Here is a 12,293-nt window from a genome sequence, read left to right on the forward strand (position 1 = left end):
TCCAAATACTCAATACGATTTTGGTATCTTTCCATTATGTCATTGAGTATCCGATTCAATCCTATTTACAGTATAGCGCTCCCATAAAAAAGGCAACATATTCCCTTGAATATATTGCCCTAAGTTTAAACACTCTTAGCGAGACTTGTTAATGACAGATTGATGGCATCACACAAAAAGCACGCTTTTCTCTCTCATTACCCATCGACTCTAATCTACAAAACTCTAATATAGAAGATCTATAGTCTACGAGTCTTAGAATCTATGCTTCACTGCGCGCATGTTCAATTGTCGAGAGTAGAGAATCAAAAGCAGATACAAATTGTTCAATGCCCGCGGCTTCTAAGTTATCACAAATAGCATTGAGATCGATTTCTAGTGATTTCAATTCGGCTAAACGCGCCTCGGATAAAGCAATCTCTTCGGCAATCTCGGCTTTGACCTCAGCTTGAGCTGCTAAAAAAGCTTGATAGGTTTTCGGCGGCACTGTATTGACGCTCTCTGCCCCCATCAATTGTTGTAGATAGAGTAACTCAGGATACTCTGGGTTCTTCACGCCGGTCGAAGCCCATAATAGACGTTGTGGCTGCATTCCTGCTTTTTTGAGTAATTTTGCACGCTCTAAGCCCATCTCAAAGAGATAATGTTGGTATGCCATTTTGGCATTATCTACCGCGATTTTCCCCATTAAATGAGGCGCTTTTTCTGCCACTAGACTATCAACAACGCTATCAATCCGAGAGATAAAGAAACTTGCCACAGAAGCGATACGATCAATAGGTAATCCCGCCTTCACACGCGCCTCTAATCCTTTGAGGTACGCCTCTAGTACTGCTTTATAGCGATTAAGCGAAAAGATTAAAGTGACATTCACATTAATCCCTTCAGCAGTTAATGTCTCAATAGCCACTAATCCTGCTTTTGTTGCCGGTACTTTGATCATTAAATTCGGACGATTAACCTCTTCCCATAAAACACGCGCTTCCATAATCGTGCCATTCGCATCATGGGCTAAATCAGGGGAGACTTCTAAGCTCACATAACCATCTCGATACTGCGTATCCTCATAGGTTTTAGCAAATAGATCACACGCTTGACGAATATCTTGAATGGCAAGATGAAAAAAGAGTTCTCTTGCCGTTAAAGCTTCATGCGCTTCATTACGGATATCGGCAATATAAGCATCACTGCCGGCAATCGCTTTCTCAAAAATAGCAGGATTTGAAGTGATACCTAACAATCCTTCCTCTTCGATCATTTTCGCTAAAATGCCCGATTCTCCGAGCATTTGGCGTTCAATATTATCAAACCAAATACTTTGACCAAGGCTTGCTGCTTTTCGAATGTTTCCCATAATATTGTTTCTATCCTTTTTACAGAATCTGTGTTCTCAAATAGAAGATGAAGAATTTCAAGGAGTTCCTCATAGTAACTCCTCATCCTCTCTAACCTTCACTACTTTAAGCCCTTATTGGCCGTTTTTCTACTATTTTTCTACCGATCAATCTCTCTTTTGCTAGATCCTTAAGGCATTTTAGTGCTTATCTATAGATTATGACTATTCTTGCATCAGATTGAATATTACGGCTGAATTTTACTCAAACGATAAAAGCCTCTATTTTGAATCTGTTTTGTCGTGCCCTTCGGAAGCCAAATATCGTAATTAGCAGGGATTTCAGCTTGATTATTCAAAATATTACGTAACCAGGCAGGATTAAGATCCACTAATAGAGAAGCCGGTACATTCACCGCTCGAGAGAGATCTTCTAACTTCATCGGCACGACTAACTCGATCCCTTCAATACGACTTGGGTAGACACGATAACGAAATCCTGGGAAATAACGACTAGGATTTTCTGCAATTCGTTTAGCAGCTAAGAATTCAGCATAGAAGTTACGCGATGCAAATTTAAAGGCACCTTCATTATATTCAAATACAATTTTGCCGATATTCTTACCATAACGCTCTTTTGCACGAATACCATGACCTGCCCCCGAATTATAAGCTGTAATCGTTAAAGGCCAATAACCTAACTCTTTATGATTTGCTCGCATTAGGTTCGCAGCTCCCTGCACCGCATGATAAGGATCATAGCGAGAGTCGATGACATTGGCCCGCATTGGCATAAAGCCTCTGGCTGTCGAGGGCATAAATTGCCACATTCCTGCAGCGCCCACTTTTGAACGGGCACCTGTATTAAAAGAAGATTCTACATGAGGTAGATACGCTATCGCTTCTGGTAATCCTGCATCACGCATGACCGCTTTGAAGTAAGGAATATAGATTTGACTCCGCTCTAATCCCGCAAGGAATTCAGATTTAAGCCCCCGTTGCCCTCGTAGACGTTCAGCCGCGCCTATAATGGCACGCGTTCCGCCGGCTTTTACCAACATATTTTTCATCCGGGTTTGTGCTGAGGTTAAAGGACGTTTATCAACCAAGGAGGCTTCTACAATTAAGAGATCATCTTGAATAAGTCGAGAAGTCGTATCCCAGGCAAGTCGATCTCCACGAGGAATCACAGCAACATCATAAATGACATCCATATAACGATCATCATGGAAAGCCACTTCGTTGGTTTCCCAAACGCTATAGACTTTTACCCAAAAATCAACCATAGGTTCCATGGCCTTTGGTTCTTCAAATCCGACTTTTGAGCGCGATGAAGAAGCACAACCTGCAACGATTAATATTGCCATCATTACAATCAGTAACCGGCGCCACATTACCATTTTTTTTCCTAATGCCATTAATGAAACAATTCCTCTTCTATTCTTTTTGTATTAATAAAAAATCCGTTAATCAATGATTGAATACATGAACTTATACTATAACCTATACGGCAAGCTACACTAACAACTCACGACATAACCCATTGATCTAATATCATAAGTATATAATCTTCTATTTATTAGTAAAATAGGTTCAAAATAAGCATTATTGAAATGCCGGCGCATCGGTTGTAATAAATAAGGAAACTGTTCTATCCGGCATCTTGCAAGTGTTGTTTAGTACACTTTTATGTTTTTTGAAATCCCACAATAGCTGCTGAAAAAACCATTTTTCTTAAACCAAATTTACTACATAACAGATCATGATTATACCTGATATAGCTCTCTAAAATGTTCCCTAAAATTTCGCATATTCCCTGTAAATAATCGCAAGGAAATGAAAAAGATCTATCAATCTCGGCTTATTTGCCTATTCTGATAGATCTTTTGCGCTCATTATCGTAAATAATGAATTAAATAATCAATTAGATCATTGCTTTCGCGCGCTCAATGGCAGCGAGTACCTGTTTAGGTGCAGTGCCACCATGATGATTACGGGCCGCTACAGAACCTTCTAAGGTGAGATAATCAAAAACATCCTCTGCAATGAGATCAGAGAATTGCTGTAACTCTGCTAATTCCATCTCCGAGAGATCACGTCTTGTCTCAACACCTAAACGGACAGCATTCCCCACAACTTCATGGGCATTTCTGAAAGGCATTCCTTTACGCACAAGGTAATCTGCCAAATCCGTTGCTGTTGCAAAGCCTAATTTGGTTCGAGCATACATATTCTCTTTTTTACTTGAAATCGCCGGAATCATATCCGCAAATGCACGTACTGATCCAAGAATGGTATCCACTGTATCAAAGAGTGGCTCTTTATCTTCCTGATTATCCTTATTATAAGCTAAAGGTTGGCTCTTCATGAGCGTTAATAGTGAGAAGAGATGACCATAAACGCGACCTGTTTTACCTCGCACTAACTCTGGTACATCTGGATTTTTCTTCTGAGGCATAATCGATGAGCCGGTACAGAAACGATCTGGCAGATTAATAAAATCAAATGCCGGCGTTGCCCAAAGCACTAATTCTTCAGAAAAACGGGAAAGATGCATCGCTAAAATAGCTGCATCTGCCGTAAATTCAATTGCAAAATCACGATCAGACACAGAATCAAGCGAGTTTTCTGAGGGCGCACTAAACCCTAAAAGTGAAGCTGTTAAGTGACGGTCAATCGGATAAGTCGTACCCGCAAGAGCAGCTGCACCTAATGGTGAAATATTGAGGCGTTTACGACAATCCTGGAAACGTTCCCGATCGCGCTTAATCATCTCAAACCAAGCCATCAGATGATGACCAAAAGTGATCGGCTGCGCCACTTGTAAATGGGTAAAGCCCGGCATAATGGTATCATGCTCTTTCTCAGCAACGGATAAGATGCCTTGTTGTAGACGCTTTAATTCAGCATCAATACGATCTAATTGATTGCGCAGCCAAAGACGAATATCAGTAGCGACCTGATCATTACGTGAACGCCCTGTATGCAGGCGTTTTCCGGCAATACCAATCTTCTCTGTTAAACTTGATTCGATATTCATATGAACATCTTCAAGCTCAATAGACCATGGGAAATGACCCGCTTCAATCTCCGCTTTCACCGCCGCTAAGCCCTCTTTAATCAAGTTGAAATCTTCCTCTGTTAAGATTCCTTGTGTAAAGAGCATCTCGGCATGTGCCAATGATCCCGCAATATCTTCGGCATACATTCTCTGATCGAAATCCACCGATCCTGTAAATGCTTGTACAAAAGCATCTGTGCTCTCTGAGAAACGTCCACCCCACTGTTTATTGACTTTGTTCGTCATGATTTTTCCTATCCTCTAACTGTTCTTGACCTATGGGTAACACAACTTCCACCTGCGTTCCTATTCGCTCTTTACCCGAATAGATCGCAATCTGACCACTATGTTCTTCCACTATTTTTTTAACAACTGATAAACCTAAGCCTGTTCCTTTCTCTTTGGTTGAAACATACGGCTCAAACATACGATTGATAAGCGATTCATCAATACCATTACCATTATCTGTCACTGTTAAGATAACATGATTTTCCAACTCATCCATCTTCAAATCCACTGCAACACGACCATGTAAAATCTCATGATTCTCTTGGCAAGCTTCTACCGCATTCTTAATTAAATTATGTAATAACTGCCGCAACCGAATCTCATCACCGTTAATAAGTATCGCTTGTTTTGGCCGATCTAAAGTCACCTCAATGCCCCGCGCATAATCGCTGTATAAAAATGTCACCTCTTCAGAAAGCATTGAAAGATCAATCTGTTTTAGATGTAATTTCGGAGCTCTTGCATATTGACTAAAAGCATTGACCATCTTCTTCATCGCATTGACTTGCGTGATGATAGTTTGTGTTGATTTCTCTAATAACTGCTGATCTTCAACCGCTAACTTCGGTTGTAATTTAAAGGCTAAACGTTCCGCTGAGAGCTGAATTGGCGTTAAGGGGTTTTTAATTTCATGGGCAAGGCGGCGAGCAACTTCTCCCCAAGCGGCTTCCCGCTCAGAATTAATGAGCTGAGTGATATCATCAAAGACAATGGCGTAACCACTTGGTAAACTACGATTTTCTAAAGGTTCTGAAGTACGAATAGAGATAATTTGCGCAATAGCCTTCTCTACGCGCATCACCTCAAATCGATCCCCTTCACTACCTTTCGATTTTTTCTCTAGATAATCATGCAGGGGCGAGAAAAAGAAGTGTAATGATTCATCAATCGTCGATGAATCCTCTAGAATAATCTTTTGTAGCATCTCCCGTTTGGTACGTAAAATTGAGAGTGCCGCCTCATTATAGGTTCTAATTCGCCCGTGATTATCAAGTACCAGAACACCCGATGAGAGATTCGCAAGTACCGCTTCTAAATAAGATCTCTGTGCAAAAAGTAGACGTTGAGAAGCTTTCTCTGCTTCATTTGCTTGCCGTAATTTGATCATCATCTCATTAAAAGACTCTGTTAAAAAGCCAATTTCATCATTTGATTTAACAGTCAATTCTCGATCAAAGTCCCCTTCTGAAACCGCCTTTGAAGCAATTGAGAGTTTACGAATAGGATTGACTAAACGTCTTGTTGCAAAATATGATCCCCCTAACGCAAGCAGAATTGCTAAGAGCGAAACAAGCGTTAAGATCGCCATTAATTGACCTTTAAGCGATTGCTGTAAGGTTTTATACTGCTTATAGCTCTCCACTGAGCGTTGAGTTGATAAGCCTAGCTCCGTATAACGCGGGGGAATTTCATAGATCGCTTGTACAACTCGTGGCGCTTCTGAATCAATTCGAATAATCACTCGAACCTGCAATTCATCATCCCCCACAGGTTCAAGCCAGACATAATCCATATCATTGAAGACACTCATCAAGACAATATCATTGGGCAATTCGGGGAGATTGACAGTCGTATTACTTGAACTCGTCGCTAAAATTCGACCCCGATGATCAAAAACTGTCAAATCTAGGGCATTCGCATCAAAACGAAGATTCTCTAATTCATACGCAAGGTCTAAGGAATTGAGATCTGCAATTCGACTGCCAATAGCTTGAGTAATCTCAAGCGCATCGATTCTTCGTGTTTCAAGTGCCGACTGCGCCAAAGTTAAGGCATCATCAAAGCCTTGGTCAAGCGATTCATCGAACCAACTATCAATGCCTCGCTGAATCATAATGCCAGCAAAGAGAAAGAGTATCACAATGGGCACGATTGAAAGCCCTGAGAAGAACATCATCATTCTTGCATTCAATCGAGCACCAAGGCGCTTCTTTCTCACGCCTTGCAGTAACTGCACCAAAAAATAGAGCACTAAGCACATTAAAGAGAGGAAACAGACTGCACCGGCAATAATAATCCACGTGTAGTAGCGCGAATAGAGTACGGCCGACTCAATCGAACGAAGCATAACGGCTAAAATAATGGTTAATAGCAAGGAAAGCAGTAGAAAGATTGTAAAACCTTGTTTACGGATAAAATTCATCATTATCAAAATTCCCACTTAAACCATTGTGAATTGAGCCACCAATTAGGCGATAGATAGGCAGGAATACGAAGCGGTGTTGGTAGGGCTTCAATATCTAACCACAACTTAGCTCGACCTTGATACTCCTTGAGCACAAGCCCCGCCGAATCCTCTAAATGAAACTCAATATCTGTCGGTGTTGAGATCGACAAAATCGCAAGACTTAAGGTGGGATAACTATGCTGCTTGCCATTTTCAAGATTTCGCACTACAAATTGTTTTGAAAGCCCATGATAGTAGAGCCGATAGTGAATCTCTTGCATATAACTTTGTGTAGCCCAAAAAAGACCGGGCTTCTCGATTCGCACTTCATAAACAAACGTGAGCGGTATCCCATTTAAAAGCATCTGTTCTTGTGCATCACTCATCACAATTTTACTACGAAATGAGAGCTCAATATCGAGCGCTGTAGGATGTTCTTGATAGAGTTTTTCTATATCCTGTAGGCGCTGATTAGGATGTTCAGGCAGATAAAATTCTGTTTCTACCTGTTCAATCGCCAATGAGGATTGCTTCATTTGTCTAGTATGTTGTGGTAGATCATTTGTACCTGCAATCGCGATAGAAGTCATCAAAATGATGATGATAAAACTCCATAAGAAAAAGCCCATTAAGCCATTTTGAGATGTAAAACCCTCTCTTAATGATCGATCTTCTAACTCAAGTCCCTGACTTGAATATCTAAGAATCAGCTGTTTCTCGCTTACTATCTGCATCGTTTCTCTATCTATTCCTACTAAAAATAGCGCTTCACTCTCAAAAAAATAACCGCTTGCATCTCCATTTCAGCACGACTTCATCAAGCATACTGAGCCTAATGAAGTATAGTCCCTAATCATCTGTTTTACTAATACTTTTCAGCCTTCAAACTGAGAAGCGGATCATTTTATAAAACCGATACTTTCTCTTATGCTTTCCCTTATGCTTTCTCTGATGTCTTCTTTTATACTCTCTTCTCTAAAAGCGCATAATAGAAACCATCAACGCTCTGATCCATATCGAAATAGAGTGGCAAAATCTGATGTCCTACATCGCGACTTTCACCAAAGGGAAGCGATAATTTAAGCTCAACCGCACCAGGTTCGGCTTTTAAGAATCGACGAATCTGCTGCTCATTTTCATCTTTTAAAATAGAGCAAGTGGCATAAAGTAAACGTCCACCCGGCGCAAGTAGTGTCCAAGCATGCTCTAATATGGCATATTGAATGGCTCTTAACTTTTCAATGTCTTGAGCTTGACGCAAACGCTTAATATCAGGATGTCGATGCATAATACCGGTTGCAGAACAAGGCACATCTAATAAGATCCGATCAAAAAGAACCGGCGCTTCATACGTTTCTGCAGGTGTTGCCACGACTTCTACTGAGGCAGGTACTTCACCACAAATGCGAGCAATATTCTCAAAAACCCTCGATAATCGCTCTTCAGAGCTATCAAGCGCTACTAATTGCGCTATCCCTGGCGCATATTCTAAAATCGCAGTACTCTTCCCTCCGGGGGCTGCACAAGCATCAAGAACCCGCATTCCTGCTTGTGGCGAGAGTAAACCTGCCGCTAATTGTGCAGAAGCATCCTGCACACTAACAAAACCTTCCTCAAATTTTGGCAATTTTTCCACATTCACCGCTTGTTCAAGCACAATCGCACTCTCTACCCATTGGTGAGCTTCTGCACTAATACCGGCAGCTGCAAGCAGAGCAAGATAACTTGCTCGATCCGTCTTTTGTCGATTGACTCGCAGAATCATCTCAGGATGCAACTGATAAAAAATACCAATCTTCTCGAGGCTCTCTTTACCCCATTGTGTTTCAAGCCGTTTTGCTAACCACGCTGGCAGATTACATTTCCCGGCTAAACTCTTCGCCGGTGGCAACTGCCCACGTTGAATATTACGCAGTACTGCATTGGTTAAACCGCTCGCCCAAAGCTTATCCATCTCTTTAATGAGATTGACCCAATTATTTAAAATAGCATACTCCGCGGTTGCCATTTCAAGAAGTTCGTAAGATGCTAAAATTAACACTAATTTCACCTCCATTTCTGAAGGCTTAATAGGCTTTGAAAGCATTTGTGCAACACGATCTTCTAACGCATCATATTGCCGTAAAGACCCATAGAGTAAATGTTGGACAAAGCGACGATCTTGGTCAGAAAGTTTCTCCGTATAGTGTGGCAGTGCATCACTGAGTGAGCTACCATTTAAAACTTGTCTTATAATCTCTACCGCAACAAAACGAGGATTTTTCATTAATTTGGGATAGAGCGCTTCTTGAATTGTCATCTATTGACATACCTTTTGATTAAGTTCATGGCCTTTGATAAAGAGGGTACTCTCCATCTTCCGTTTGCCGGCTGCTTGTAATTCTAATATTTCTAAGGCTAATCCATCGCCGGCGATTACAAATAATCGATCATCGATCACATGTAAACTTCCAGGAACAGCTGAGATTGCCTTATCGCTCTCAATCACTCTAAAAATTTTCAAAAGAGCCCCATCCAGTGAGGTATAAGCCCCTGGAAATGGATTGAAAGCGTGGATTTTACGCTTCAGAGTGAGTCGATCTTCCTGCCAGTTGATCATAGCTTCCTCTTTTGAGATCTTCTCGGCATAGGTAATACCCACCTCTGATTGAGCAGTAGGATGTTGATCGCCGGCAACAATCATTGGAATGGTATCCACTAAAAGCTTAGCGCCCACGCTCTTCAATTCATCATGTAATTCACCGGTGGTCATATTCTCATCAATTTTAACAACCGCTTCACGCCATACTGCACCGGTATCTAAACCTTGATCCATCTGCATAATCGCAACGCCACTCTCTTGATCCCCTGCTTCAATAGCACGATGAATAGGGGCAGCTCCCCGCCATCTTGGTAGTAACGAGGCATGAATATTCACACAACCATACCGAGGCATCTCTAAGACCGCTTGCGGTAAAATGAGCCCATAAGCCACGACAACCATTAGATCGGCATTCAATGCTTTAAGTTCTTCTTGTGCTTCCATATTTCTAAGCGAAACAGGTTGCATCACCGGGATATTATGAGAAACCGCCACCTCTTTCACCGGGGTAAACTGTAACTTCTTCCCACGCCCTCGGGGCCGATCAGGCTGCGTATACACCGCCACTACCTGATGTTCACTCGCAATTAATGCTTCTAATACCTCTACCGAAAATTCTGGCGTTCCGGCAAATACAATGCGCAAACTCATGATTTTCTCCCTCTATGAAATGATCTTTTGCTACCATCGCAATACATATCTTATGTAAACAATACTACTGCTCTTGATCACGCTCTTTGAGCACTTTTTCTAATTTTTTTAAAATCCGATCTTGTTTCATTCGTGAGAGATAATCGATAAAGAGCACACCATTAAGATGATCTAATTCATGTTGAATACAGCGAGCAAGCAGACCTTCCGCTTCTAATTCAAACCATTCACCTTCAACATTTTGCGCTTTAACGGTCACTTTAGTAGGGCGAATCACAGGACCACCATACATCGTGGGCAATGATAAGCATCCCTCTTCCGCCGCATCTGTCTCTTCTGATGCTGCAATAATTTCAGGATTAATAAAGACCATCGGCGCATCACGTTCTTCTGAACAATCAGCAATAAATAACCGCTGCAATATATTCACCTGATTAGCCGCAAGCCCAACGCCTTTTTCCTCATACATTGTGTCAAACATATTTTCGACTAATGTTTTTAATGCATCGTCAAATGTTGTCACCGGTAAGGCCTTCTCCCGTAACGTAGGATGTGGAACGGTAATCACCTCTAAAATGGCCATAAAACTCTCTCTACCTCTTTTTTAATCAAACAATCACATAAACGAGCCATTTTACACCAAAACCCCTTCTCTCGATAGCATCTAAATGGAGATTTTCATTTTTATAATCGATAGAAAAAAGCGCCTATCTGCTCGATAGGCGCTCCCTATAAAAAGTCATTTTTATCAATGCACTATCTTATTTAATAGAAAATAAGACCCTATAAACATATATAATAAACAACATCTTATAAATCGAATATGATCAATTACTCTCTCAGAATAGCCTAGTGACGTAATCCAGCAAATTGCATTAGATCTTTATAGAACATCTTCGCACTTAAACGATAACCCGCCGCACTTAAATGAACTTTATCGCGTCCGGCAAGCGTCTCTTTCTGCCACTTTTCAATACTGCAACGACCGCCCATCGCTTTCTGCCAATCCCAATAGAGTAAGCGCTCTGATTTCGCAACTGATAACTGCACTGCTTTCACCATCTCGTATGATGGCGGATATTTATCAGAACAAGAACCCTGCTTATTCTGCATTAATGCATCCGGCGGGCTCATTAATAGAATCGCGGCATTCGGTAATTGTTGACGAATGGTGCGAATACTCGTTAAGAGCTGTCGTTTATAATCTTCTCGATCTAAGGTATCGTTGAATGCTTCATTCGTCCCATACTCCAAAATCACCAGATCACTCTGTGTTGCCGCTAATTCCGCAACCCACTCAGGCGACCACCGATCCCAGATAGAGAGCTGTGCGCCATTCGTAGCGATAGAAGAGACAATTGCCCCCGGTTGACCACTTCTTTGTAGCCATAATCCACCGAGTGCTACATTGCGCTCAAGGGCTTCAATACGAAAAGGCATTGCTGTACGAATGCGGAGCTGTTTCCAACTACCATTCCCCACCAATGCATTCTCTAAATTTAAACGGCCACGATCATTACTAATCGCAAACGCTTCACTATTAGGGGCTTGAACCACTAATCGTGCATCCCATAACCCTTGATATTGCTCCGGCTTTTCGAGTAACACATCAATCGTTGCTCCAACTCTATTGGGCGTTGCTCGATAACCTCCCATTGCAAAAGGTTGATCCGACACAGTACGACTACTTGCTAAATCCCAACGTTGACTCTTCCAAGCGACCTCAGCACTGCGCTGCCCACGCACAGACATTGGCGTTACCCAACCAATCCCGGCATTCCCTAACCGAGATTGTAAGTGATCTCGCAGTCCGCCGGTAAAAAAGTCCGCAGCAGAATGAGAATCACCAAATTGAGTCACCGTTAACACTTGATTTCCCCCTTGGGCAAGTTGGATCATCTTCTGTTTTAAAAGATCCGCGTTACGTTCACCATAATTGGTAATGCCGGGGCCAATTTCCCGGCGATAATCACCGAGGTCATCCGCACTGCAAGCGGCAATTAAGAGCATTCCCGCACATAGTAATAGGCTATTTTTTAGATATAGCCCTAATTTTGCCTGTTGTTTTTTCATCTGATTATCCTTTGTCTAGATTATTCATCCTTGAATATTCCGTTCTTCATCTATTTAGATTTAGCACCATATCCTCTCAATATGTAAGAGCGCTATAACCGTACAACGCAATGAACCTACTCGCTGATTGATAGATTTA

General features: G+C 41.7%; 9 protein-coding genes. All 9 read right to left on the bottom strand.

Annotated elements, in window-relative coordinates; genetic code table 11:
- Positions 1 to 262: 262 nt before the first annotated feature.
- The 9 genes from tal to DC083_RS00290 all read right to left on the bottom strand — a co-directional run bounded on the left by tal (position 263) and on the right by DC083_RS00290 (position 12,154).
- Positions 263 to 1,354 (bottom strand): transaldolase, encoded by a 1,092-nt coding sequence (tal, locus tag DC083_RS00250; protein WP_109188301.1) that lies wholly within the window; start codon positions 1,352 to 1,354, stop codon positions 263 to 265.
- Between the two features lie 227 nt (positions 1,355 to 1,581).
- Positions 1,582 to 2,751 (bottom strand): lytic transglycosylase domain-containing protein, encoded by a 1,170-nt coding sequence (locus DC083_RS00255; protein ID WP_229822001.1) that lies wholly within the window; start codon positions 2,749 to 2,751, stop codon positions 1,582 to 1,584.
- A 506-nt stretch (positions 2,752 to 3,257) separates the two neighbouring features.
- Complete coding sequence (argH, locus tag DC083_RS00260; protein WP_189364500.1) at positions 3,258 to 4,640, bottom strand: argininosuccinate lyase; 1,383 nt, start codon at positions 4,638 to 4,640, stop codon at positions 3,258 to 3,260.
- Positions 4,621 to 6,828 carry a sensor histidine kinase gene (locus DC083_RS00265; RefSeq protein ID WP_229822003.1) on the bottom strand — a complete coding sequence of 736 codons (2,208 nt, stop codon included), beginning with the start codon at positions 6,826 to 6,828 and terminating at the stop codon, positions 4,621 to 4,623. The genes argH and DC083_RS00265 overlap by 20 nt, the downstream gene beginning before the upstream one ends.
- A gap of 2 nt (positions 6,829 to 6,830) precedes the next feature.
- Positions 6,831 to 7,583 (bottom strand): DUF4390 domain-containing protein, encoded by a 753-nt coding sequence (locus tag DC083_RS00270; RefSeq protein WP_109188303.1) that lies wholly within the window; start codon positions 7,581 to 7,583, stop codon positions 6,831 to 6,833.
- 227 nt (positions 7,584 to 7,810) lie between these two features.
- A complete protein-coding gene (gene rsmB, locus DC083_RS00275) occupies positions 7,811 to 9,148 on the bottom strand; it encodes a 16S rRNA (cytosine(967)-C(5))-methyltransferase RsmB (RefSeq protein WP_109188304.1) in 1,338 nt (445 codons plus the stop codon).
- Entirely contained in the window at positions 9,149 to 10,075 is a 927-nt protein-coding gene (gene fmt / locus DC083_RS00280) for a methionyl-tRNA formyltransferase (RefSeq protein ID WP_189364521.1), read from the bottom strand. It lies immediately after the preceding gene.
- A gap of 70 nt (positions 10,076 to 10,145) precedes the next feature.
- The gene (def, locus tag DC083_RS00285) at positions 10,146 to 10,664 is read right to left on the bottom strand and encodes a peptide deformylase (protein ID WP_109188306.1); all 519 of its coding nucleotides are present in this window, start codon (positions 10,662 to 10,664) and stop codon (positions 10,146 to 10,148) included.
- A 266-nt stretch (positions 10,665 to 10,930) separates the two neighbouring features.
- Positions 10,931 to 12,154: an SGNH/GDSL hydrolase family protein gene (locus tag DC083_RS00290; RefSeq protein ID WP_109188307.1), complete on the bottom strand. Its 1,224-nt coding sequence runs from the start codon at positions 12,152 to 12,154 to the stop codon at positions 10,931 to 10,933.
- Positions 12,155 to 12,293 lie beyond the last annotated feature (139 nt).

Origin of the sequence: Ignatzschineria ureiclastica, assembly GCF_003121845.1 — a bacterium.
Taxonomy (GTDB): Bacteria; Pseudomonadota; Gammaproteobacteria; order Cardiobacteriales; family Wohlfahrtiimonadaceae; genus Ignatzschineria; species Ignatzschineria ureiclastica.

Excerpts from the sequence above, each read along its gene's own strand:
- DC083_RS00270 (WP_109188303.1), bottom strand. The coding sequence starts at position 7,583 with ATGCAGATAGTAAGCGAGAAACAGCTGATTCTTAGATATTCAAGTCAG.
- DC083_RS00290 (WP_109188307.1), bottom strand. The coding sequence starts at position 12,154 with ATGAAAAAACAACAGGCAAAATTAGGGCTATATCTAAAAAATAGCCTA.
- DC083_RS00255 (WP_229822001.1), bottom strand. The coding sequence starts at position 2,751 with ATGGCATTAGGAAAAAAAATGGTAATGTGGCGCCGGTTACTGATTGTA.
- tal (WP_109188301.1), bottom strand. The coding sequence starts at position 1,354 with ATGGGAAACATTCGAAAAGCAGCAAGCCTTGGTCAAAGTATTTGGTTT.
- argH (WP_189364500.1), bottom strand. The coding sequence starts at position 4,640 with ATGACGAACAAAGTCAATAAACAGTGGGGTGGACGTTTCTCAGAGAGC.
- DC083_RS00265 (WP_229822003.1), bottom strand. The coding sequence starts at position 6,828 with ATGATGAATTTTATCCGTAAACAAGGTTTTACAATCTTTCTACTGCTT.
- def (WP_109188306.1), bottom strand. The coding sequence starts at position 10,664 with ATGGCCATTTTAGAGGTGATTACCGTTCCACATCCTACGTTACGGGAG.
- rsmB (WP_109188304.1), bottom strand. The coding sequence starts at position 9,148 with ATGACAATTCAAGAAGCGCTCTATCCCAAATTAATGAAAAATCCTCGT.